This is a genomic window from Alkalimarinus alittae (assembly GCF_026016465.1).
In the GTDB taxonomy this organism is placed as follows: domain Bacteria; phylum Pseudomonadota; class Gammaproteobacteria; order Pseudomonadales; family Oleiphilaceae; genus Alkalimarinus; species Alkalimarinus alittae.
This window is the reverse complement of record NZ_CP100390.1, coordinates 2,441,081-2,465,114: the sequence shown is the minus strand read 5'-3', so window position 1 is coordinate 2,465,114 and position 24,034 is coordinate 2,441,081. Positions and strand designations below refer to the sequence as shown.

Below are 24,034 nucleotides of genomic sequence, written 5' to 3'. Positions count from 1 at the left end.
ATTCTGTTCAGTATAGCGGGTTGTTAGGTAGGGTCGTTGACACATATCAACGGATGTTTATTGCGTTTATTCGTTAGCTTTTAGACTGCTAATGATTGTATAAAAGGAAAGCTCCAAACCCCATAAATGATTAACAGTGTTCCTGACATGGCTTTAAAGCCTTTATTTTTGAGTAGGCTGGACGCCCTCTCAGCTAGTAAACCGGTGGTAAGGATCGCGGGGAGTGTTCCTAGCCCAAATGCCATCATTAAAGCGGCAGAGCTTAGAGGTGCATTAGCCATGCTAGACCATACTAGTGTCGAGTAAACTAGGCCGCAGGGTAACCACCCCCAGAGCATTCCTAGCAGTAGAGCGCCTCTTAGGTCTTTGACGGGTAATATTTTTTTAGAATAAGGCTCTACTTTTCTCCATAGTGTACTGCCTGCTTTTTCGATCAATGTTAGGCCGTTTCCCCATCCTGCTATATAGATCCCCATCAGTACTAATAACGTGGCAGCGAATGTTCTAAGTCCTAAAAAAACAACAGAGCTTTGGTCTGCCAGCAGCCAACCGAAGGTGCCAACAATAAGCCCCGCTACTGAATAGCTAGAGATACGGCCTACGTTATAAGAAAGTAGGGTAAGTAGTAGGCGTTTTTGATAGCCCTCACCTGTTGGGATTGCCATCGATAGCGCGCTAGTGATGCCTCCACACATACCAATGCAATGTGTACCGCCAAGAAGGCCTATGATGAATGCTGTGCTGAGTTCAAGCGTGTGTTCCATAATGAATATCTGTCGCTGTTTTAAGGCGTGAGGATTTTGCTCTAAAAGACGTTAAAGACTAGTCAGTATTATTAGGTTTACAGACGGGGACGGTTGGCTCAGGTTTTGAGTTGTTTGATGGCACCATACCCTCATCATCGTCAAATAAAATGCTATGGGCGGGGCCTTCAAGGTCATCAAATTGGCCACTCTTTACTGCCCAGCTAAATATAACGACGGCTAGAGATATTAGGACAATTGATAGCGGGATTAATATGTATAGGATTTCCAACGTGTAAACCTCTAACTGGAATCAACAAGGTTGAATTATAACAGAGACGCTTTCTGGCTACGAACTTCTCTAATTATTTAAGCTTTAAGTCGCATGGCATTACACACAACAATAAGCGAACTGGCAGACATACCGATTGCTGCAGCATAAGGGGGGATCATACCGCTTGCAGCTAAGGGGAGTGCTAAAAGATTGTAACCGATTGCCCAGCTGATATTCTGGCGGATTATTTTACGGGTTTTTTTACCGGTCAATAACGCTAATTCAAGAGTATTAAGATTGTTTGATAGTAAAATGGCATCCGCTTTCAATTTTGCTAGGTCATTCGCATTGCCCATGGCTACGGAAAGCTGAGTGCCAGCCATTACGGGGACATCATTGAGCCCATCACCGATCATTATGGTGTTTTTACCTGCCTCTTGTTTTGACTGCATATAACGTAACTTGTCTTCAGGAGAGGCGCCACCAATTGCGTCTTTAATACCTAATGTTTTAGCCGTAGATATTACTGAACCTGATTGATCACCGCTTAATAACGTACACTGATAACCGTCTAACTGAAGGTTTCTAATGACATCTATGCTTTCATCTCTCAGTCTGTCTCCGATTAGAAACCAACCAACGACTTGCTTTGTTGAGGTTAAGGCTAGCCACTGATCATCACTTGGAGCTGAAATAGTAGAATTAGGGTGGTCGATTAACGCTGAAGCATATTTAATATGCCCTATGCGATATTTACAGCCGTTAACTATACCTTCTATACCACCACCTGGTGTAGCGACGATAGATTCGGTTATAAGCGGCTGAAATTCTTGAAATGCTTTAGCAATAGGGTGTTCAGAGTGCTGTTCCAGGCTTGCAGCAATGTTCAGTAGTGTACTTCGGTCGAGTGTCGAGGTGGGTATGACGTCACTGACAATGATTTGCCCAACAGTTAATGTGCCGGTTTTATCAAATATAAGGTCGTTAGTTTGAGCGAGAGACTCTAAGACGTGTCCGCGTGTAATTAAAAACCCTTTTGAGCGTAATAAATTGGTGGCGGCGGTTAGTGCGGTAGGTGTAGCTAAAGAGAGTGCACATGGGCAGGTAACGACTAATACAGACAGTGCAATGGAAAACGCATCGGCTGAACCCTTTAGCCACCAATATATAAATACAGAAGAGGTAATCACTAATACGGCAGCCACAAAATAACTGGCGACTTTGTCAGCAATAAGTGCAGTCTTAGGTTTCTCGCTTTGAGCTCGGTTAAGTAACCTCATGATGGAGCTGATGCGAGCGTTTGAGCCCACCGCTGTAACCGTCATCTCAAACGCGTTCTCAACGTTGGTGGTGCCTCCGGTAACTGCATCGCCCGCTTGTTTTGTCACAGGCATAAATTCACCGGTTAAAGCTGATTCATCTAGGCTACTCTGGCCGAGGCTAATAATACCGTCTGCGGGGATGACAGTGGCAGGCTTAATAAGTACTAAATCCCCAACTTTGAGATCTTTTGCCGCAATGATAGCCTCTTCACCGTCAACTAATTTTATGGCAGAAGGTGGGATTAAACTTATTAACTGCGAAATCGATTGGCCGGACTTTAATCGTGCTTGGCTCTCTAAAAAACGCCCCAATAGAAGGAAGAAAGTAAACATCGCCACAGAGTCAAAATAAACATCTTCTCCACCAGTAATCGTAATATATACGCTAGCGGTGTAGGCAATGAATATAGCGAGAGATACGGGCACGTCCATGGTTAAGTGGCGTGTTTTAAGGTCTCTAATAGCCGCTTGAAAGAAAGGGCGAGCGGAGTAAAGCACAACCGGCGTGGTCACAAAAAGGCTTACCCAGCGAAAAAGTAAAACGAATTCATCAGAGATGCCATTTATCATACCTACATACAGTGGTACTGATAGCATCATATTCTGCATCATCGCGATGCCAGCAATGCCAAGCCTAATAATAGCGCTCTTTCTTTCTCTGTTTAAAATTTCTTCTTCTAAGTTCGGCTTAAAGGGATGTGCTTTATAGCCCAGCTGGTAAACCATCAGCAAGATATCACTTAATAACGCTTGGCTAGATGACCAAGTTAATAGTGCTCGCTGGGTTGTGTGATTAATATGAAACGATTTAACCCCTTGATTAGAGGATATATGCTTTTCGAGTAGCCATATACATGCTGAACAGGTGATACCTTCAATGATAAGCGTTGCTTCATTGATCGCAGAAGAGCCTTCAGAAGCCTGAACTTCTGTTACAAACTCTTTTTGGAGTTCAGGGTTATCGTACAGCTTTAATTCATTCTTTGTGATGTCAGCAATTTCTTGCGGTGTTGTAGATAATTGACTTCGATGTTGATAGAACCCCTCCATTCCGCTATCAGATATCATCTGAGCAACGGCTTTGCAGCCTTGGCAGCAAAAATCACGATTTTTACCACCAAGCGCTAGCGTTATATTTGCGTTTTTGGGGTTTGGCTCGCCGCAGTGGTAACAGAGTCCAGGGTTTTGGTCCACTTAAGCACCTGAGTCTAGTTGTATGACGGTATCGCTAGGTAACGCTGCTTCTCCTTTAAGCCTCCATGTTGAGTCTTGCGCGATTATATCGATATACCAGCGGCCAGTGAGTGGCTTTTCAAACTGAGTAGAGTATGTGCTTCCTGGCTCTGGCAGAAGCTTTGTTTCAATATCTTGTCCATCAAGCGTAGGGTGGAGTAACTTTAATGTTAAAAAAGAAGGTGGCGACGTTAGATCTCCGTTAAGTGACAGTGCAACTCGACCCGAGCTATCGAAACTGACTTTTGCACTGAGGTTAAGTTCTGTCGCTTTGTTATCTAGCGCAAGCTCCTGGTTAATCGCGAGACCATCTTTATAGTAGTTATCGCTGACTAATGAGTTTTCAGTTGATATAGCGGTATATATCATCAGCATACAGTAGCAAATTGTGACTGCAGGAATGGAGATTAGGAACCATAGCCAAAACTGTTTATACCAAGGGGCCGTATCATTATCAAAGTGTGTCATAGGTATTTAATTCTACAATATTAGAGTGTAAGAGCTTAGAGAACCTCTGCAAACCGCTTAAATGAGCGATTAATAGAGATTCTCTCAGTAATGTGTCAAGAAGCCAAGAACCCTTTTGTTATAAGGGGTGTGGCTTCAAGAAATGAATGTCCATAGGGACTAATAATTTAGCGGAGCAAGAAAACGACTATCTGATGTTGCTTTAACGGTTGGGTCATCAACAGCAATAACTTCAAATTCAATATCATGTTTAGTTTCTGTCATATTTGCCGGGTCAATTTCAATGCTTGTTGGCAGAGAGTGCACTTCGCCAGAGTTTGCCGTAAATCGAGTTGTTGTGGTGATCTTTATTCCTTCAATGCCCGATACACGCACTTCAAATTCGCGCTCTGTATTAGCCATATTAATGACTTTTAGGGTATAAGAGTTTTCAACTAGGCCCATACCGGTCAGTTGATAGAGTGCTCCACGGTCTTTTATGACATCAAGTGCTACCGGTACTCTCGAATAGACGGCATAAATAACAGACGAAATCATGAATAGAAGCACTAGACCATAGCCAACCGACTTTGGGCGAACCATATGGCTCTCTTTACCTTCAAGCGTGTTTTCATTGTCGTATCGAATCAGCCCTTTCGGGTAATTCATTTTTTCCATGACTTGATCGCATGCGTCAATACATAAAGCGCAGCCAATGCATTCATATTGAAGCCCGTCTCGAATATCAATACCTGTAGGGCATACCTGAACGCATAAGCCACAATCAACGCAGTCACCCAAACCAGTTTGCTTAGGGTCTACTGATTTCTTCCGACTGCCGCGAGGTTCACCCCTGTTAGGATCGTAAGAAACAACCATGGTATCTTTATCGAACATAACTGACTGAAAGCGTGCATAGGGGCACATATAGAGACAGACTTGTTCCCTTAACCAGCCCGCATTGGCGTAAGTGGCAGCGGTAAAGAAAAGAATCCAAAAATAAGCCCAGCCACCAATGAAGTTAAAACTGAAGAAATCTACGATAAGCTCACGGATAGGGTAAAAATAACCCACAAACGTAAGCCCTGTGGCAAAGGCTATCAAGAGCCAAATAGAATGCTTGAGCACTTTCTTAAAGGTTTTGGACGCGTCATTAGGCGCTTTATCAAGCTTCATGCGCTTATTTCTGCTTCCTTCAACTTTCTCTTCAACCCACATAAAAATAAAGGTCCAAACTGTTTGAGGGCAGGTATAGCCACACCAAACTCGACCAAATAGGGACGTGATAAAAAACAGGCCAAAGGCACAAATGATCAAAAGCCAAGAGAGTAAGACAAAATCTTGTGGCCAAAAAGTAGCGCCAAATAGGTGGAATTTTCGACCAGGAATATCAAAATAAATGAGCTGCTCGCCATTGATGGACACCCAGCAGAACACAAAATACATGCCCATTAGAAGCCATAAAGAGCCTGTTCTTATTCGTTGGAATACACCCGTAACGGCTTTAACATAGATTTTTTCACGCGATGCATACAGGTCGTAAGTAGTGACTTCAGCATCATTTTTAGAAGAAGGGTCAATATTTTTGACTGGAATCTTGGCGCTCATTGCTCTCACCGTATTGTAATCTGTTTAGCAATAGAGTTTGAAACAACCGCATTGCCTAAAAAGACTAGGTTGGAGATAACTAACTTAACTGTGTAGGGTCAAACTACGTATAAAATGAATTGTTTTTATTAGAAATTAAGGAGGGTTGAATCAACCCTCCTTAAACTATTTATTTACCTTGTGAAAGGCTATAAATATAAGCTGCTAGCACGTGAACCTTCTCTTCACCAAGAAGGTCATTGTGAGCAGGCATCACGCCAGCACGACCATATTCAATCGTCTGCATGATCATTGTTGGAGTGCTTCCGTATAACCATACGTTATCGGTTAGGTTTGGAGCCCCCATTGCTGGTGTACCTTTAGCATCAGCACCATGACAAGCAGAACAAGCGGTTTGGAACATTTCTGCTCCGCGTTCGCTAGATGCGTTATCTGTAGCTCTGTTGCTAAATGACAGCAAGTAGTTAGTCAAATCAGCAATATCTGATTTAGTCATCGCAGGGTTTAAACCCTTAGCAGGCATGTTGCCATTTCTACCGTGCGCAATAGTCTGCTTAATGGTGTCAGGGTCACCACCATAAAGCCAATCATTATCAGCAAGGTTAGGGAAACCCACAGAACCTCTTGCAGTCGAACCATGACAAATTGCACAGTTGTTAGCAAATAGACGCTGACCTACTTTTAGTGCTGCATCGTCAGTTGCTAGCTCTTCAATAGACTTTTCTGCAAAGGCTTCAAAGATAGGACCATATTTAGCGTCTGCATCTGCGACTTCTTGTTCCCACTGACCGGTTGATGTCCAACCAAGTAGGCCTTTGTAAGAGCCTAGACCAGGGTAAAGTGCGTAGTAAGCAAGCGCGAAAAAGATGGTCCCCATAAACATGTAGAACCACCACTTAGGAAGCGGGTTGTCATACTCCTCTATACCATCGTAGACATGGCCCGTTGTTGCTTCAGATTCGGTGTTGTTCTTTTGGCCTTTACGGGTGGCAAATAAAAGCCACCAGCAGCCAAAAACACTGCCTAAACTGATAATTATGATCCATGCGTTCCAAAAACTACTCATGGTCTTTTTTCTCCGTATCGATCAAAGTACGCTTGGCTATTTCTTCATCTTCAAAAGGTAGATTAGCGGCATCATCAAACTTGTCTTTGCGCTTAGAACTATAAGCCCAAAGACAGATGCTGATGAACGCAATCATGACTAAAATTGTTGAAATGCCACGTAACGTATTAATATCCATGATGCTTATTACCGCTTACTCTTCAGCAAAGTACCTAATTGCTGAAGATAAGCCACCATTGCTTCAATTTCGGTTTTACCTTTAACTGCTTCAGATGCACCAGCAATATCTTCGTCTGTATAGGGAACACCTACTGATCTAAGGGCTTCCATACGCTTTGGCGTGATTTTGTGGTCAATCTTATTGGTAAATAACCATGGGTATGATGGCATTTTAGACTCAGGTACAACGTTTCGAGGGTTGTACAAGTGAGCTCGATGCCAATCGTCGCTGTATCGTCCGCCTACACGTGCCAAGTCAGGCCCGGTACGCTTAGAACCCCATAAGAATGGGTGCTCATAAACATGCTCGCCTGCAACAGAGTAGTGACCATAACGTTCGGTCTCTGCACGGAAAGGTCGAATCATCTGTGTATGACAGACATGGCAGCCTTCACGAATATAAACGTCACGTCCTTCTAATTCCAATGCACCTAGTGGCTTAAGGCCTTCTATTGGTTCAGTTACCTGCTTTTGGAAGAACAAAGGAACAATTTCTACTAGTCCCCCAAAGCTAATGGCAACTAATATCAACACAATCATTAGCCCGAGGTTTTTTTCTACAACTTCATGTTTCATGTTAAACCTCCTTAAGCTGTCTGTGGGACGTTATCAAGTGCCTGAGCACCTTTTACGCGCACAGTCATCCAAGTGTTATATGCCATTATCAGCATTCCTGAAAGGAATATTGCACCACCGATAGCGCGTACTAAGTAACCAACATGGCTGGCTTCTAGTGACTCAACAAAGCTATAGGTAAGTGTTCCATCATCATTGATCGCTCTCCACATCAAACCCTGCATAATACCGTTTACCCACATTGCTGCGATATACAGTACGGTACCAATAGTGGCAAGCCAGAAGTGAACGTTGATTAATGAGGTGCTATACATGCTATTAAGGTTGTATAGCTTCGGAATCAAGTGGTACATGGCACCGATAGACACCATTGCAACCCAACCTAAAGCGCCTGAGTGAACGTGACCTACGGTCCAGTCAGTGTTATGTGATAAAGCGTTAACTGTTTTAATCGCCATCATCGGGCCTTCAAACGTAGACATACCGTAGAAGGAGAGAGAGACAACTAAAAATCTAAGAATTGGGTCTGTACGTAGTTTATCCCAAGCACCTGATAGCGTCATCATACCGTTAATCATACCACCCCAAGATGGCGCAAGCAGGATTAGCGACATTGCCATACCGGCACTTTGTGCCCAGTCAGGGAGTGCGCTGTAATGCAAGTGGTGAGAGCCTGCCCATACATAGATTGAAATCAATGCCCAAAAGTGAACGATTGATAATCTATATGAATATACAGGGCGGCCTGCTTGCTTAGGTACGAAGTAGTACATTATTCCGAGGAAACCAGCGGTTAAGTAGAAACCAACGGCATTATGTCCATACCACCACTGAACCATCGCATCAATAGTGCCTGGATAGATAGAGTATGATTTCCATAGTGTGACTGGAACTTCAAGGTTATTAAAAATGTGTAGGACAGCAATCATTAAAATGAATGCGCCGAAGAACCAGTTTGCAACGTAAATATGCTTTGCTTTTCGCTTCATGATCGTGCCAAAAAACAAAACAGCGTAAGATACCCAAACAATTGCAATTAGGATGTCGATTGGCCACTCTAGTTCTGCATACTCTTTAGTCGATGTATAACCTAATGGTAAGGTGATAACGGCTAAAACGATAACCAGTTGCCAACCCCAAAAGATGAAGGATGCCAAAGAGTCGGAAAACAGTCGTGCTTGGCAAGTGCGCTGCACAACATAGAAGGAAGTTGCAAAAAGTGCTGAACCACCAAAAGCAAATATAACCGCATTTGTGTGAAGAGGGCGAAGACGACCAAAGCTAAGCCAAGGTGTATCGAAGTTGAGTGCTGGCCAAACTAATTGTGATGCGATCAATACGCCCACGGCCATCCCAACAATACCCCACACGACAGTCATAATGGCGAATTGGCGCACCACTTTGTAGTTGTATGTCGTCTGATTGTTTACTGTGCTCATTATTCAGGATCCAATTTTTATCACAAGCTAGAAGTGAAGAGGACTATAAGAAATAACGCAAGCTATCTCTTTGAGGTTGAAAAAACATAACCGTGCTCCCGACCAGTTAATTCAACTAATATCGCTACGTGTATATAAATAAATCGACTAAAATCGATAAATCTATAGTAGCAGCGCGCGAAGGATACGTTTTGTTATTGATAAAAGTCAATAGACACGCCCTTGGGAGGCAGTCTATTTTGTTTGTGGTTAAGGGGTGATTGATATAAATCAATACCTTGCTTATAAATACCTCTATTTAGGTATTTTGAAGGGGGTTAATATTGATTCCAAAACTATACAACAATGATGCTGATAGTTTTACAAGGGCTGGAGGGGATTAGATTTTTAGTTCTGAGTAGTTAACGATATGAATGTTTTTACCGCTAGCTTCAATCAAATTTTTATTTTGTAGAATAGTTAATGAACGGCTTAAGGTTTCTTTAGTAATACCCAAGTAATTAGCTATTTCGCTTCTGCTCATGCTGAGCTTAATATCTATATAGTTTTGACTTCTTAGCTTATATCGCGATGAAATATTATAAAGAAAAGCCCTTACTTTCGTTTCAGCATTAGTGGTTACTGCGAGGCTTTTTCTTATTTCAGTCTCTTGGTGGCTATCGATTGCAAACAGATTAACTAGATTAGTTAAAAGTGAGGGTAGGCTATTAGCGCTTTTGATCAGACTTTGGTAATCCATTATGCAAACACTACTGTCCTCAAGCGCTATTAATGTATTTGGGTAAGCGCCCATAGCAATCCCGTTTTGGCCAGCGAGTTCGCCTTTTAATTTGAACGATGTAATTTGTGGCTTAGGCAGACTTGAATGCCAAACTTCTTTTGCAGACCCTGCTGTAAATGCATAAAGGTCCTTAAACGGTTGACCTTCAGTATAGATGATTTGCCCTGCTTTTATGGGCTGTTTTTTGAGTACTAATGACTCAGAAATGTCTATAACGGATTCGCCAATAGTTTTAGGAGCGCAAACAGGGTGTAATGCGCAATCTAAACAGGCGATGTGGTCTGTATTTTCTGTTTCGGGCAATAAGATTTGATTCATGCATAGAATTACACCCTAGTGCACTGAAGCAATCATTGATGATGATCAAGCTGCGAAAAATAGATTTTATAGTCAGAATATAGGAGGTTAACGTTATCTGATGTGTCGGTGATCTGTTTTGATAGCATTGAACCATTGGTGCTGATCAGCGTTAAGTTGTCAGCTAGATCAGACGTAAGTTGATGTTGTTTGGTTAATGTTTCACTGTGGTTGATGATCTCAGTGTTAAATTGATCCAGTAATTGAGTTATGTCTTGTAGGTGCGCGTTAAGGGTATCCAAAATAACGGTTGTATCGTTCACCTCGTTCCGCGTGTTGTTAAGTAGTTCTTTGGTGTCATGAGTGTCTTGGTCGAGTGTGCCTAAAATAGATTCTATCGCCTCAGTTGACTGTTGAGTTTTTGTGGCAAGCGTTCTTACTTCGTCAGCAACAACGGAAAAGCCTCTACCTGCATCTCCAGCTCTTGCTGCTTCAATAGATGCATTCAGTGCGAGTAAGTTGGTTTGCTCCGCTATTCCTTTTATTTCAGACAGTATGGTCGCTATCTGGGTGCAATCATCAATTAGCTTGTCGGCTAATGCGCTTGATTTGATAGAGTTCTCATCAAGCTTACGTGTTTTCTTTATAGATTGTTCGCTGCAATCAGTGCTTTCAGAAACCTGCAAAAGCATGTTTTCTGTGCCAGTTAAATGAGATTGCGCTCCGACTAATACGCGTTCAGAGTGGGCGATAAAGCGTTGAACCTGATCCGCTAAATTAGTGTATTGATTAGTTTGCTCAGCGCTCAATTCTATTGCATGTTTGAGCGGGTTTAGTGTTTCGTCTGCTTTTGCTGCAATATCGGTGATAGATTGTTCAAAACGATATTTCATAATATCACGCTGACGTTCTAGCGTTTTTAATGCAGTGTGGATATTAGAGGTGTGAGACACCTTACCGGTATACATATACTGGGTGATTTTACTTGAGTAAATATTGTTAGCGATATTCCTGATGTACTTAGACTCTTTCGTTAAGTAAGTACTGAACAGCAAACCGATAATGACGGTTGATAACACGATTATCGGCAACGCCCACTCAATCGGGGCAGTTTTTACTAATAAACCGGTCATGCAGGCAAGTAGAGCATAAGATATTAGCCCCATGAGAGCGGGTGGAAGTTTGTAGTGCTTAGGCGTTATTGATTTTCGATTATCTTTAATTCGGCTATATATAATCTCAGCGCGGAGCTTCTGCTGATCTGAGGCCGCAACGCTAACAGACTCAAACCCGATGATTTTACCCTTATTAGTGATGGGCTCTATGTATGTGTCTGTCCAATAAAATTGGCCCGCCTTACTTCTATTTTTGATAACGCCCATCCAGGTATTGCCACTCTTTAAGGTTTTCCATTGCTCTTCAAACATTCGTGACGGAACATCTGGGTGGCGAACAATGTTGTGAGGAGTATGTGTTAACTCCTCTGTTGAATAACCTGATATTTCGATAAATGCGTCGTTACAGAACGCTATTTCACCTTCGGCATTGGTTCTTGTTACTAGGGTTGCTTTAGGTGGGAAACAGCGTTCCTCATTTGTAATGGGTAAATTTTTACGCACTGATTATCCGGTAGTAAGGAAATGAAGGGTTATGCTTAAGAATAGGTTGTGATTGAGGGTAAGACAAATGAAGTTATTAGACTGTCAGTATTTAGGTGGTAAATGATGATCTTTCTCAGTTATGTATGCATTCGTATCAATTTTGTAGGTTTTTCTTCATAATAGCGCTCCATCTGGATAAATTTTTTTTAAACTGTTTTGTTTTATTAGATTCTGAGACGTGAGACCAGAGCCGACCGACTAAATCGGTATGTTGACTAACCTGAATAATCTATACGTAAAATACACCGATAATAGGTAAATATGAATATTATTTTATTGTACTGCCGTGCAGGCTTTGAAGGTGAGTGCTCTCAAGAAATACAAGAAAAAGCGTCGTACGCAGGTGTTTTTGGGTATTGCAAAACAAATAAAGGGCAAGGGTTTGTTGAATTTGTGCTTACTGATGCTAAAGATGTAAAAAAGGTCTTTAAACAGGTAGCGCTAAATGAGCTTATTTTTACGCGCCAGTGGGCTAGGGTTAATGAGCCGTTAGAAAATGTATCTCGCGAAGATAGAGTTCAACCTATAATCGACTTCCTTTTGTCATCAGGTCAAGGTGTATGCGGCAAGGTGTCTGTAGATTGTCCGGACAGTGAGGGTACAGCCAACTTAAAAACCTTTGCCCGAAAATTCACAGCGCCAATTTCTAAAGCACTTAGAAACAACGGGCTTTTAACGCCAAAACAAGATCCAAATCTAGATGTGCTTTGTCTATTTTTCTCTGACTTCGATAAGGTTTACATTGGAGAATTAGATAATAAGAACAGCAGTCCTGATCACTTAGGTATCTCTCGCTTAAAATTCCCAAAAGGCGCGCCAAGTCGATCAACGCTAAAACTAGAAGAAGCTTGGCGAACATTTTTTCATCCTGATGAATGGTATGACTTGTTGGGCGGTCATCAAAAAGCAGTGGATCTTGGCGCCTGTCCAGGCGGTTGGACTTGGCAGTTAGTTAACCAGGGGATGGATGTATTCTCGGTTGATCATGGTCCTATGGACGACGATTTAATGAAAAGCGGTCATGTTACCCATGTGCTTGAAGATGGGTTTGTATATAAGCCAGCTAAAAATGTTGACTGGATGGTCTGTGATATTGTTGATAAGCCAAAACGGGTTAGTTCAATGATAATTGATTGGCTTGTAGGTGGGTATTGCACAAAAACAGTTTTTAACTTGAAGCTACCTATGAAAAAACGGTATCAAGAAGTGCAAGAATGCCTTCAATTAATTCAAACCGCTTTATCTGAGAATGGGCAGCGGTGCCGCATTCAAGCCAAGCATTTGTATCACGACAGGGAGGAAATCACCTGTTTTATACAGGTGATTTGAAAGCCTGAAAAAGTTTATGCTTGTTCAAGTATGGTGATTTTTTCATCCGTCTCAAGCATAGGCATAAGTACGTTCATGACGTCTTTACGCTCATCAGACTGAAACCAGCGATGCCAGTCTTGAACGCTTCTCCAGTTTGAGAGAATTAATCGGTGGTTTGGGTCATTTGCGTTTCTAAGTGACTCACCCGAGATGAATCCATCTGCTGACACAGCTTGTTGCAGTGTGTTTTTAGCCGCCTGCTCATAAGTTGTTTCTAAGGTTTCAGCAATATGCCGCTCGATAATCACTCTGATCATAAATTGAACCCCATGTTTTTTGTTAGTTAATGCTAAATATGTAAAACATATAATTAAATGCCTGATGAAGCATCAATATAATGTATATGTTTTATTGGATATGGTTATTATACTAGTACTATTTAATGTTAGACGACAAGGTAAGAACTGCTTTGAGTGAAATAAAAGTGAGTCATAGGTTAGACACAAAAGGGTTGTATTGTCCTGAGCCTGTAATGATGCTTCATACCCAAATAGATGATTTGGCGGCAGGTGATATATTAGAGGTGTTGGCAACCGACCCTTCTACCAAGCGAGATATTCCTAAATTTTGTGCATTTTTGGGTCATGAGTTACTTGAGCAAGGCGAAAAAGAATCCATTTATTATTATTTAATTCAAAAAGGCTAATGCAGTCTCTGCAACGCTTGTTTATGCCGGTAGCTCGGGTAATCGTCACATAATGGTCGGCCCGATTTACTGCGATTAAATACAATTAAGTTGCAATGTTTAGCTGGCTAAGTACGTCATTTAGCTTGTTTATAAACTGTTCTTCGTCTAGCTCGCCCATGACCCTTAAGTTAATTAATTCGTTTCCATTAGAGTCAAAAAATAGAATTGATGGTGGCCCAAAAAGTCCAAATTCATCTAAAAATAACTGGTTATCTACATCGTTTTCTGTGACATCCGCTTGAACTAATGTGAAGTTTGACATGAGTTCTGCAGGTAGCGGCTTTGAAAACACTTCTCGCTCCATAACTTTACAACTAATACACCAGTCAGCATAAAAATCTAAAAGAATGGGTTTACCTACGGCAATAGATTGTTCCGTCAGGGTATTGAACTGATCTAAGTTATAAACTCTTTCGAACGCTGCTGTTTCAAAAGTAGTAGACGTTGAACGCTCTGCGTTGCTACTTATCAATTTCTCTAAAGGATTAAGTGGATCGCTTGCGCCAGTTAAAGCGCCAATAAACAGGGTGGTAGCATACAGAACTAGAAATAATCCTAGTCCTTTTCCTAGTCGCTCCCAGCCAAATTTAGCGGCTTCAAAAGCTCCCATCTGAGCGCCCGACAACCCTACAAGAAGAGACCAAAGCAAAAGCGTTACCGTTGATGGTAATAGTCTTTCGAGTAGCCAAATCGCGACCGCAATCAGCATGATACCAAACACGGCTTTTACGGCATTCATCCAGTGACCTGCCTTGGGTAAGAACTTACCACCCCCAACGCCTACTGCGATAAGAGGAACACCCATACCAAGGCCTAAGGCAAATAGCGATAGTCCTCCTAGGGTTGCATCAGCGGTTGTGCTGATATAGAGCAGCGCGCCTGCAAGAGGGGCTGAAACACAGGGTGACACAATAAGGGCAGACAGAGCCCCTATAAAAAATACACTTAGTGATTGGCCACCTCTAATATTCTGGCTTTTGTTATTTAAGCGGTCTCTTAATCGTTCGGGGAGTTGTAATTCATAGAAACCAAACATTGAGAGCGCAAGTAACACAAAGACAATCGAAAAGGTGATTAATACAGCTGGTGCTTGTAGATAAGCTTGAATATTGGCGCTAGCCCCGAGTAGACCAGTAATGACACCGGCTGCTGCATAAGTTAATGACATGCCTAATACATAAGCGAATGAAAGATTAAATGATTTCAATGTTGTGGGGTTCTTTTGACCCGCAATAATACTAGAAATAATTGGAATCATAGGGAACACGCAGGGCGTGAAGGTTAGACCTAGCCCTAGCAGAAAGAAAATTCCAATGATAGCAGGTAGCGAGGCAGTTTGAATAAAGCTAAAAATACCGTTAGCACTGTCGTAGTCTGCTGCTAGAGATTGGTTATTATTCGCTGCTTGTTTGGTTAATGCTGATGACGAGGTATTCGTGTTTTTAATAAATAATGCTGTTTTTGTCTGCGGTGGATAACAAAGCCCCGCATCTGCACATCCCTGATAACTCACGTCAATTGAGGCTTCTTGAAGGTTGTTCAAGGTAACCGGGATTTGAACCATAATGTCTTTATGAAAGACAGTGACTTCACCAAAGTAAGGGTCGTCTTTTTTCTCGCCCACTAATGAGTAGACAGGGGTACCTAAGGTGCCTACTAAGGCATCAATTTCAAACTTAAAACGTTCTTTATAAAGGTAATAACCCTCTTCAATATCCCAGAGGAGGATAATGTTATTACCCTCAACGCGTGAACGAAAGCGAAAAGCGTCGTCTACAGGTAAAAATTCAGAGTCTGTAAACAGACCGTTAGCGAATCCTGATGTGCTGCTACCGAATGATGCATATGAACTAGCGGAAGAAAAAAGTAGAATAACCGTTAATAAAGATATAAATCTATACATGAATTTTAAACCGCTTGGATAATGAGACTGTTGTTTGACGTATTGGCTCTATGTCTGACGTCAATATAATGCCAAAGTTCCTTTGGGGACGTGACCTTGGTTAATAAACGTTAGTTTTTTCGAGTACTAGATAAAGATTAAGCACCTCATGATCAAATATGTTCGTTTTGTACCGTTTCAACAGTGGATTATCAAGTTATAATGATTAACATTTATTAATATACTCAGTTACGCTTGCCGTTGTGAACCTAAAACCCAGTATACAGTGAAGAGATAAGCAGTAGAAATGCCCGTTTTTCCAGAAGTTTCAAGCCTTATAGCACTATTTAATAGCTGCTTCAAAGAGTCAGAAAATACTATTTTAGTTAAAGGGGATGATGAACCTATTTACCTGCCTGCCACTGTCAATAACCCTTACAATCAAGTGATTTTCGCGCATGGTTATTTTAGTAGCGCACTGCATGAAATTAGTCATTGGTGTATAGCGGGTAAAGAACGACGCAAGAAAGTTGATTTTGGATATTGGTATGAGCCAGATGGAAGATCAATTGAGCAGCAACAAGCGTTTGAAACTGTCGAAATTAAACCGCAGGCGCTAGAGTGGATTTTCTCATTGGTATCAGGCATAAAATTTAATCTCAGTGCAGATAATTTAGGCGGTGAGGTGTCACCCACTGCCGACCTTTTTGCCCAGAATGTACGTTTGCAGGCACTTAGTTATTTGAGTCATGGCTTGCCTAGCAATGCCGCTCAGTTTACGGATGCTTTAATAACTCATTTTGGCACCAGAGACCAGTTAGTACCTGATGCATTTGAATTACATTAAGCGGGTTAATTGTAAAGAGAGGACGCAGCGCTAGTCGGCGATGCTATAAAGAAATATAAAGTTGAATTATTGACCAAAACCACCCACTATAAGTGGGTCGAAAGTTTATTAAAATCAAGGAATACCCATTGTTAAACAAATTATTTGACCTTTTTTACCGATTGCTTCAATTATTGGGGCTTAAACCACAGAATAACGAAAGTGAAAAAGGCTTAAAATCAAGTGTTAGTCGGCAATCGCCGAGTAACCCAAAAGCGTCAAATTCTAAGGCTAATACTCAGCCGAAAAGCAACTCAGAGCATGTATCCGTCAACCAGAGCTCAACCGCAAAATCTGAAAAGAGCGTTAAGCCTGCAAAAAAAGAGCGTACCTGGACTGCTGATCAATTTGTTGTAGAGCCCGAAGAAGGGAAGTCACGGTTTCACGATTTCGGCCTCGATGATCGACTTTTGCATGCGATCTCAGATTTAGGGTTTAAATACTGTAGCCCAATACAGGCTGAGTCGTTACCCTATACGTTACAAGGTAACGATTTTATTGGGAAGGCTCAAACAGGCACCGGTAAAACAGCGGCGTTCTTAATAACCACTATCCAGAATTTCTTGCTAAACCCTATCCCAAAAGAAGACCGCTATGCGAGTGAACCAAGAGCTCTCATTATTGCGCCAACGCGTGAGCTGGTGATGCAGATAGAGAAGGACGCACATCTTCTTACTGCTCACACCGACCTGCAGGTGTACTCCGTTATGGGGGGAATAGACTACCAAAAGCAACGAACACATATGAGAGATAAGGTTGTCGATATCCTCGTTGCCACACCAGGACGTCTTATCGATTTCTTAGGCAGTAAAGATGTATTTTTAGATCAAGTAGAAACGCTGGTGATAGATGAAGCTGACCGCATGTTAGATATGGGCTTTATTCCTGATGTAAAACGAATCATTAGTCACAATAAACCCGTGGGTGAGCGGCAAACATTGTTATTTAGCGCCACTTTCAATGATGATGTATTAAACTTGGTGAATAACTGGACTAAAGATGCCAAGTTTATAGAAATTGAAGCTGAACAGCAGACTACTGATAGAGTTGAACAAACTGTATTTATGGTCTCAACCGATGAGAAGTTGACGGTCATCTGTAACTATATTCAACAAAATAATGTCCAAAGGGCTATTATTTTTGGTAACCGAAGAGATGAAACAAGAAGGTTACAAGAAACCATCAGAAAGCTTGGTATAAAGTGTGCGCTTTTGTCGGGAGAGGTGCCGCAGCATAAGCGTATTAAAACCCTTGAAGGCTTTAAGAGTGGTGAGATTCAGATATTGGTTGCTACGGATGTGGCAGGTCGCGGCATTCATGTCGATGATGTGACTCATGTATTTAATTATAACCTACCTGAAGACCCAGAAGATTATGTTCACCGCATAGGACGAACAGGCAGAGCAGGTAAGGAAGGTAAGTCTATTAGTTTTGCGTGTGAAGATGATGCGTTTTTATTGCCAGAGTTAGAGCGTTTTATCGGAATGAAGCTCGATTGCACGTACCCTGACGAGACGCTAACAAAAAAACAATAACGTGGACTGACTGATGAAGATCGTTGCAGACGAAAACATTCCTCTCCTTCATAATTTTTTTGGTGATGTTGGAGACATTGAAACCTATCCTGGCCGAGCGTTAACGAATGAGTGCGTTATGGGGGCCGATATATTATTAGTTCGGTCCGTCACTCAAGTTAATGAAACGTTACTGGCAGGGAGTAATGTTAAGTTTGTAGGAACTTGCACCATTGGTACTGACCATATCGATACCGCTTATTTGCAGAGCAAGGGCATCACGTTTTCAAGTGCACCTGGGTGTAACGCTACATCAGTTGTTGAATATGTAATCAGTACGTTGTCTGTGTTATCTGAAGTTAGACAAATTGATCTTTCGGATATCACTGTTGGTGTTGTTGGGTGCGGTAATGTTGGGAGTAGAGTTGTTTCTACGTTAAAGCGATTAGGGCTTAAAGTGCTCGCAAACGACCCTTTGGTTGACCAGACCGAGATGGTTTCATTTGAAGAAATTCTAAAATGCGACATTATTTCGCTGCACACACCGTTAACAAAAGAAGGTGATTATCCCACGTATCATTTGTTTGATGAAAATACGCTTGCCAAATTAACTGAACAACAGGTGTTGATCAATACCGGCAGAGGTGCTGTTATTGATGGTGAGGCATTAAAGCAAAAATTAAAGAAACAACCTAGATTTACTGCCGTTCTCGATGTATGGGAGACAGAGCCAAATGTCGACATTGAACTGGCGGGTCTAGTGACTATCGGTACGCCTCATATTGCAGGGTATAGTCTTGATGGTAAAGTAAAAGGCACCGAGATGATTTATCAAGCCCTTTGTCGCCATTTGGGGTTACCTTTAAGGCATCAGGTTGCGCAATTTATCCCTTCTCCACCCTTGTCTAGAATGCATTTTACGTCAGAAGCTGAGCAGGCGTGGTCTATGCATACGGCTATTAGAACGGTTTATGATGTAAGGCATGATCACTATAACCTGATGAATACACTACAAGGTACAGAGCAGCAAAGAGTGCAGGCATTTGATCAGTTAAGAAAGCAATATAGACCACGTAGAGAATTTTCAACGATTAAAGTTTTTCTTAAAAATACCGATTCCGCTATGCATAGTATGTTTAAAGCGTTGGGTTTCAACGTTAAAAGTGCTTGAATTATAAATTTTAATAATAAGAGATATTATTTTGGCTGAAGATGCTAAATCTAAGGAAAATACTCAACCGTTTGAGGCTCTGGGTGTCACGGTTGGCTCGCCCTTAACGATTGAAACCATTTCGCCTAGTCGACGTATGAATGTAAAGGTGATGGGCTATCTAGTCGGTAAAAGCCTTTTAATTTCCCCACCCCTTAAAGATGGCAAAGAGCAACTGCTCGAAAAAGGCGAAACGCTTGCAGTAAGAATGCTTATTCGAAAGCAGATTTGTGCCTTTGAAACACGGGTTAAGTACCGCTCTTTGCAGCCATATTCATACTACCATCTTGAATACCCTACTGCGTTAGCATCACTTCAGGTTAGAAGTTCAGAGCGGGTGGATGTTAATATTCCTGTCATTATAAAAAGTGATTTTGATATCGGCTTAGGCGACTGGCCTAAAGAAGCTTCAATTACCAATATGAGTAAAACCGGGGCTGCAATTACATGTAGCAACGCCCTCGGGTTTAATGGTCATGAGATAGTAGTGGTATTGGATGTTGAAGTAAGTGGCCTTAAGCGCACACTAGAACTTCACTCCATTATTCGTAATAAAGAGCCGCTAAAGGGTGAGTCTGATTTATGCACGTTTGGTGTTCAGTTCATCGACCTTAAGGATGAAGATACACTGTCTTTAGCAGGTTTCATTTATGAAAATAACATGGGTGTATAACACAGTTTACCGTACTTGATGTTTAGGGCATATTAGCTCGCTATATTTTTCTTACTTCCCCTTTTTGTAGGATCTTCATGTTTAAAATAGGACTTATTGTCAACCCTGTTGCCGGTATCGGTGGCCCTGCGGGCTTAAAAGGAAGTGATGGAGAGAACATCTATCTGCAAGCAAAAGCGTTAGGGTTTGAATCAAAGTCATTGCAAAGAGCCATCGTTGCCATCAGTCGTTTAGAGACAGTAGGCGATTCGGTTGAGTTTATTACCTGTGCGGGTGCCATGGGAGCTGATTGTTTTAAAGACTCAACTCTAAGATATCGCGTTGTATATTCCCCAACTGATCAAACTCACACTCAACCTGATGATACTCGCCATGCAGCGACAGCAATAATGGCGTTTGGCGTAGATATTATATTATTTGTTGGGGGGGATGGGACTGCCCGCGACATTTGTTCTGCTGTAGATAATAATCAACCTGTATTGGGCATACCCGCCGGCGTTAAAATGCATTCCGGTGTTTTTGCTGTTACTCCTAAAGCGGCAGCTCAGTTAGTCATTGATATGATAAAAGGTGGATTAGTCTCCATTGCAGAGCATGAAGTTCGAGATATTGATGAAGATGCTTTTAGGTCAGGCGTTGTAAAGTCAAAACATTACGGTGAGATGCTAACCCCTCAAGAAGGCCGATATTTACAGCATGTAAAATGTGGCGGAAAAGAAATAGAAGCGCTAGTGCTTGATGATATAGCGAGTGAAATCATTGAAAATATTGAAGATGATACGCTTTATGTCATGGGCTCTGGTGGTACCGTGATGCATATTAAGAATACACTCAGTGATGAAGAATGCTCATTATTGGGTGTTGATTTATTTCTAAATAACAGCCTTGTTGCTAAAGATGTTAATGAGCATCAGCTTTTTGATTGGCTAAGTCAGTACCCAAGTAGGCTTATCGTAACGGTCATCGGCGGACAAGGTCATCTTTTTGGTCGTGGTAATCAACAGTTGAGCCCTAGAAATCTTCGAAAGATTGGCTTAAACAATATCACCATTGTGGCGACAAAGAATAAAATCAAAGAGATGGATAGTCGCCCGCTAGTGGTTGATACAGGCGATGATGAACTTGATCAATGTTTAGCGGGGGTGCGTCAAATTGTGACCGGCTATGATGATCGGATTGTTTACCCTGTCGAGTATGTGAATGGACAGGTCAGTACTGATGAATGAATTAATTGAGCAAGTAAAGCGTAATGTTTTAGCGCTAGACAGTAGTCAGGATAGCGGAAGAGTTTTTCATGGACGAGGTAAAAGTCTGTCTGGTTTTGAAAATATAACCGTCGAATATTTATCAGGTACATTGCTCGTCATTATGTTCGGTGAGCGATCAGATGAATGGATACAGGATTTTGCACACCAAATATCAGACGAACTTAAGCAACACGTCAGCATGGATGTGCTTTTTCAAGCGCGTTACGTTAAACAAGCGCCGGTTTTTAACTCAAACGGTGAGCCTGTTGAGTTAGAAAAAATCATAAATGAAAAGCATCTAAAGTATCAGCTTCATCTAGGTGGCAGTCAAAACTTCGGCTTTTTTACTGATATGGCCAATGGCCGAGAGTGGGTTTCACGTCACTCTAAGAATCGTAAAGTTCTGAATCTCTTTAGTTATACCTGCTCTTTTTCTGTGGCTGCGGTATCGGGTGGGGCCGAAAAAGTGGTTAATATAGATATGAGCTCTGGCGCTTTATCGGTAGGTAGAAAAAATCATCAGCTGAATGGTTTGCCAATAGGTCAGGTTCTTTTTCAAAAGCTTAATATTTTAAAGAGTTGGGGGCGGATAAAAAGATACGGCCCTTATGATCTTGTCATTGTTGATCCGCCATCCTTTCAGAAAGGAAGTTTTTCATTTAGCAAAGACTATCGAAAAATGGTGAGCCGTTTGGCTGAAATGACCACGGCTAATGCCGATGTGTTATTTTGCTTAAATGATCCGTTCGTAACGGTTGAAGCGTTTAAGCAGCTACTAGAAAGCGACTCCTTTGAATTTCTATCAAGGATTGAAAACCCCGTAGTGATGAAAGAAGTGCAGGACGATTTAGGGTTAAAGGTTTTACATTATAAAAGGGTATCGGGTTAATATAATCCACTCTCGTAGTTTTGGTGGGCAGCTGAACGACTTGAGTTAGGCGTTAGCGCTGGCTTTTCGCGTCTTTCTTTGATTCCGCTTCGCTGCATCACGGCTACAAATGATGAGGTTGTTGCGCGTTTTACTCTCGAAACAGTAGTCGCTGCATGGCTTCAGCAAGTTGAGTTGACGTTCCTTTTCTCTGGATTTTTCGCACTAAATTGATGTTTGTCTGTAAGTCTGAAGGGGTGTTACTCAGTTGGGCGCCACTTCGCTCAGACAGTTCGATAATCTTGGGGTCATTGCACACGCGTGAGAGAAGCGAGAATGACTTCTGAGTCAACACTGCTTGGTCAATCGCATCCTGTCGTATCGTTGACTCAAACCGTAAATAACCTTCTTCTTCGAGCCAAAGCATGCAGCCGAAGCACGCTTGATGGCGTGGGGCATGAAGGCCATATTCATCGGGCGTATCTTCACCCGAGATATCTTCAACAAAAACACTGCTTTTCTTAGGGAAATTAAGGTAAAGCTGATTTAATATTTTAGCCGCATCTTTAAAGAAGTCTTCTATATGTAAATCAGCCATGTCTTAATGTTCTTGTTGCTGGATTTTATGCCTTTAGAAGGCCGTAAATGAGTACGTGAAGTAGATGTTATTGCTTATACTTCTTTAAAAAGTGAGCGAAACGACCAATAGCATCTTCAAGTACGTCGACTCTTGGAAGAAATACAACACGAAGATGCTGAGTATCGTCTATGTTAAATGCGCTACCTTGTACGAATAGCATTTTTTCTTGTTTTAACAAATCGAGTACAAGTTGCTCATCGTTTTTAATATTAAAGTGTTCAGGGTCTAGCTTAGGGAACATATAAAGTGCGCCCTTAGGCTTTGTGCAAGATACACCGGGTATGTCATTCAGTAATTTCCAGGCTAGATCGCGCTGTTCTAGTAACCGACCACCGGGTTGCACAAGATCATTAATGCTCTGGTAACCGCCAAGCGCTGTTTGAATTGCATACTGTGCAGGTACGTTCGCGCAAAGTCTCATAGACGATAGCATTTCAATCCCTTCGATCAAATCAGTAGCTTGGTGCTTGGCGCCACTAATAATCATCCAACCAGATCGATAGCCGGCTGCTCGATAGGCCTTAGATAATCCATTAAAGGTCAGGAATAAAATATCATCTGCGAGTGACGCTAGGCATGTATGTACGGCGTCATCGTATAAAATTTTGTCATATATCTCATCGGCCAAAACAATTAAGCTGTGTTCTCTAGCCACTTCTACAATTTCTTTGAGTATCTCAAGACTATAAACAGAGCCAGTAGGGTTGTTTGGGTTGATGACCACGATAGCTTTAGTATTGGGTGTGATCTTACTGCGGATATCATCCATATCCGGCTGCCAATCGTTTTCTTCATCACACTTATAATGAACAGCGTTACCGCCACTTAGCTTAACGGCCGCAGTCCAAAGCGGATAGTCGGGAGCAGGGATCAATACTTCATCCTTAGGATTGAGCATTGCTTGCATCGCCATCACAATCAATTCACTAACGCCGTTCCCAAGGTAAATATCTTCTATTTCAACGCCGGTAATGTCTTTTTGTTGGGTATAATGCATGACGGCTTTACGGGCAGGAAACAGCCCTTTTGAGTCGCAATAACCTTGAGCGGACGCTAGATTATGAATGATGTCTGTTTGAAGCTCTTCAGGCACATCAAAGCCGAACGGGGCAGGGTTACCAATGTTAAGCTTAAGAATACGATGGCCTTCTTCTTCAAGCCTTCTTGCTTCTTTAAGCACCTCACCACGGATTTCATAGCAGACGTTGTCTAACTTACTGGATTTTTTGATTGTTTTCATAAATGTAGGCTTTCTTAAAATGAGGTGTGTAGCATTAGAACAGATAGTTCCTTATATTAGCTATTGTATATAATAGCAATGCTTTTGAAAAAGTTTTTAATTCAATAATCTATAGTCTGGTGGTAAAAAACTAGCGTTCAATGGTGAGG

Annotated in this window: 23 protein-coding genes; 8 read left to right on the top strand and 15 right to left on the bottom strand. The window is 41.8% G+C overall.

Features of this window, described 5'->3' with window-relative positions; all coding sequences use genetic code 11:
• Positions 1 to 80 precede the first annotated feature (80 nt).
• The 11 genes from NKI27_RS11230 to NKI27_RS11180 all read right to left on the bottom strand — a co-directional run bounded on the left by NKI27_RS11230 (position 81) and on the right by NKI27_RS11180 (position 11,624).
• Positions 81 to 764, bottom strand: a complete 684-nt coding sequence (locus tag NKI27_RS11230; RefSeq protein WP_265046146.1) for a sulfite exporter TauE/SafE family protein — start codon at positions 762 to 764, stop codon at positions 81 to 83.
• Between the two features lie 58 nt (positions 765 to 822).
• Entirely contained in the window at positions 823 to 1,035 is a 213-nt protein-coding gene (gene ccoS, locus NKI27_RS11225; RefSeq protein WP_265046145.1) for a cbb3-type cytochrome oxidase assembly protein CcoS, read from the bottom strand.
• Positions 1,036 to 1,112: 77 nt separating this feature from the next.
• Positions 1,113 to 3,533: a heavy metal translocating P-type ATPase gene (locus tag NKI27_RS11220; RefSeq protein WP_265046144.1), complete on the bottom strand. Its 2,421-nt coding sequence runs from the start codon at positions 3,531 to 3,533 to the stop codon at positions 1,113 to 1,115.
• Complete coding sequence (locus NKI27_RS11215) at positions 3,534 to 4,040, bottom strand: FixH family protein (RefSeq protein WP_265046143.1); 507 nt, start codon at positions 4,038 to 4,040, stop codon at positions 3,534 to 3,536.
• A 159-nt stretch (positions 4,041 to 4,199) separates the two neighbouring features.
• Positions 4,200 to 5,627, bottom strand: a complete 1,428-nt coding sequence (ccoG, locus tag NKI27_RS11210; RefSeq protein ID WP_265046142.1) for a cytochrome c oxidase accessory protein CcoG — start codon at positions 5,625 to 5,627, stop codon at positions 4,200 to 4,202.
• A 169-nt stretch (positions 5,628 to 5,796) separates the two neighbouring features.
• Positions 5,797 to 6,693, bottom strand: a complete 897-nt coding sequence (gene ccoP, locus NKI27_RS11205) for a cytochrome-c oxidase, cbb3-type subunit III (RefSeq protein ID WP_265046141.1) — start codon at positions 6,691 to 6,693, stop codon at positions 5,797 to 5,799.
• Positions 6,686 to 6,871, bottom strand: coding sequence for a cbb3-type cytochrome oxidase subunit 3 (locus NKI27_RS11200; protein WP_265046140.1), 186 nt, complete (start codon positions 6,869 to 6,871; stop codon positions 6,686 to 6,688). Before NKI27_RS11200 ends, ccoP begins: the two co-directional genes overlap by 8 nt.
• 8 nt (positions 6,872 to 6,879) lie before the next feature.
• Complete coding sequence (gene ccoO / locus NKI27_RS11195; RefSeq protein ID WP_265046139.1) at positions 6,880 to 7,488, bottom strand: cytochrome-c oxidase, cbb3-type subunit II; 609 nt, start codon at positions 7,486 to 7,488, stop codon at positions 6,880 to 6,882.
• An 11-nt stretch (positions 7,489 to 7,499) separates the two neighbouring features.
• Positions 7,500 to 8,927 (bottom strand): cytochrome-c oxidase, cbb3-type subunit I, encoded by a 1,428-nt coding sequence (gene ccoN, locus NKI27_RS11190; protein ID WP_320109422.1) that lies wholly within the window; start codon positions 8,925 to 8,927, stop codon positions 7,500 to 7,502.
• Positions 8,928 to 9,306: 379 nt separating this feature from the next.
• The gene (locus tag NKI27_RS11185) at positions 9,307 to 10,026 is read right to left on the bottom strand and encodes a helix-turn-helix domain-containing protein (protein ID WP_265046138.1); all 720 of its coding nucleotides are present in this window, start codon (positions 10,024 to 10,026) and stop codon (positions 9,307 to 9,309) included.
• A gap of 32 nt (positions 10,027 to 10,058) precedes the next feature.
• Complete coding sequence (locus NKI27_RS11180) at positions 10,059 to 11,624, bottom strand: methyl-accepting chemotaxis protein (RefSeq protein ID WP_265046137.1); 1,566 nt, start codon at positions 11,622 to 11,624, stop codon at positions 10,059 to 10,061.
• A 303-nt stretch (positions 11,625 to 11,927) separates the two neighbouring features.
• On the opposite strand from NKI27_RS11180, the gene rlmM reads away from it, so the two are divergent.
• Complete coding sequence (gene rlmM / locus NKI27_RS11175) at positions 11,928 to 12,995, top strand: 23S rRNA (cytidine(2498)-2'-O)-methyltransferase RlmM (protein ID WP_265046136.1); 1,068 nt, start codon at positions 11,928 to 11,930, stop codon at positions 12,993 to 12,995.
• A gap of 14 nt (positions 12,996 to 13,009) precedes the next feature.
• On the opposite strand, the gene NKI27_RS11170 is transcribed toward rlmM, so the two are convergent.
• The gene (locus NKI27_RS11170) at positions 13,010 to 13,294 is read right to left on the bottom strand and encodes an antibiotic biosynthesis monooxygenase family protein (protein ID WP_265046135.1); all 285 of its coding nucleotides are present in this window, start codon (positions 13,292 to 13,294) and stop codon (positions 13,010 to 13,012) included.
• A gap of 152 nt (positions 13,295 to 13,446) precedes the next feature.
• Between NKI27_RS11170 and tusA the strand changes: the two genes are divergently transcribed.
• Complete coding sequence (gene tusA, locus NKI27_RS11165; RefSeq protein ID WP_265046134.1) at positions 13,447 to 13,683, top strand: sulfurtransferase TusA; 237 nt, start codon at positions 13,447 to 13,449, stop codon at positions 13,681 to 13,683.
• Positions 13,684 to 13,768: 85 nt separating this feature from the next.
• Here tusA and dsbD read toward each other — a convergent pair whose 3' ends face one another.
• Positions 13,769 to 15,628, bottom strand: a complete 1,860-nt coding sequence (gene dsbD / locus NKI27_RS11160) for a protein-disulfide reductase DsbD (RefSeq protein WP_265046133.1) — start codon at positions 15,626 to 15,628, stop codon at positions 13,769 to 13,771.
• 286 nt (positions 15,629 to 15,914) lie between these two features.
• Here dsbD and NKI27_RS11155 point away from each other — a divergent pair, with 286 nt between their 5' ends.
• The 6 genes from NKI27_RS11155 (at position 15,915) to NKI27_RS11130 (ending at position 22,026) form a co-directional block, all read left to right on the top strand.
• Positions 15,915 to 16,454, top strand: a complete 540-nt coding sequence (locus NKI27_RS11155; protein WP_265046132.1) for an elongation factor P hydroxylase — start codon at positions 15,915 to 15,917, stop codon at positions 16,452 to 16,454.
• A 128-nt stretch (positions 16,455 to 16,582) separates the two neighbouring features.
• Positions 16,583 to 18,028 (top strand): DEAD/DEAH box helicase, encoded by a 1,446-nt coding sequence (locus NKI27_RS11150; protein WP_265046131.1) that lies wholly within the window; start codon positions 16,583 to 16,585, stop codon positions 18,026 to 18,028.
• 13 nt (positions 18,029 to 18,041) lie between these two features.
• Positions 18,042 to 19,178 (top strand): 4-phosphoerythronate dehydrogenase PdxB, encoded by a 1,137-nt coding sequence (gene pdxB, locus NKI27_RS11145; RefSeq protein ID WP_265046130.1) that lies wholly within the window; start codon positions 18,042 to 18,044, stop codon positions 19,176 to 19,178.
• Between the two features lie 31 nt (positions 19,179 to 19,209).
• Positions 19,210 to 19,890 (top strand): flagellar brake protein, encoded by a 681-nt coding sequence (locus tag NKI27_RS11140; RefSeq protein WP_265046129.1) that lies wholly within the window; start codon positions 19,210 to 19,212, stop codon positions 19,888 to 19,890.
• A 77-nt stretch (positions 19,891 to 19,967) separates the two neighbouring features.
• Positions 19,968 to 21,116: an ATP-NAD kinase family protein gene (locus NKI27_RS11135; protein WP_265046128.1), complete on the top strand. Its 1,149-nt coding sequence runs from the start codon at positions 19,968 to 19,970 to the stop codon at positions 21,114 to 21,116.
• Positions 21,109 to 22,026, top strand: a complete 918-nt coding sequence (locus NKI27_RS11130) for a class I SAM-dependent methyltransferase (protein WP_265046127.1) — start codon at positions 21,109 to 21,111, stop codon at positions 22,024 to 22,026. Before NKI27_RS11135 ends, NKI27_RS11130 begins: the two co-directional genes overlap by 8 nt.
• A 130-nt stretch (positions 22,027 to 22,156) precedes the next feature.
• On the opposite strand, the gene NKI27_RS11125 is transcribed toward NKI27_RS11130, so the two are convergent.
• Both NKI27_RS11125 and NKI27_RS11120 read right to left on the bottom strand, forming a co-directional pair.
• Positions 22,157 to 22,603 carry a hypothetical protein gene (locus NKI27_RS11125; protein WP_265046126.1) on the bottom strand — a complete coding sequence of 149 codons (447 nt, stop codon included), beginning with the start codon at positions 22,601 to 22,603 and terminating at the stop codon, positions 22,157 to 22,159.
• Positions 22,604 to 22,670: 67 nt separating this feature from the next.
• On the bottom strand, positions 22,671 to 23,885 hold the full coding sequence (locus NKI27_RS11120; protein ID WP_265046125.1) for a pyridoxal phosphate-dependent aminotransferase: 1,215 nt from the start codon (positions 23,883 to 23,885) through the stop codon (positions 22,671 to 22,673).
• Positions 23,886 to 24,034 lie beyond the last annotated feature (149 nt).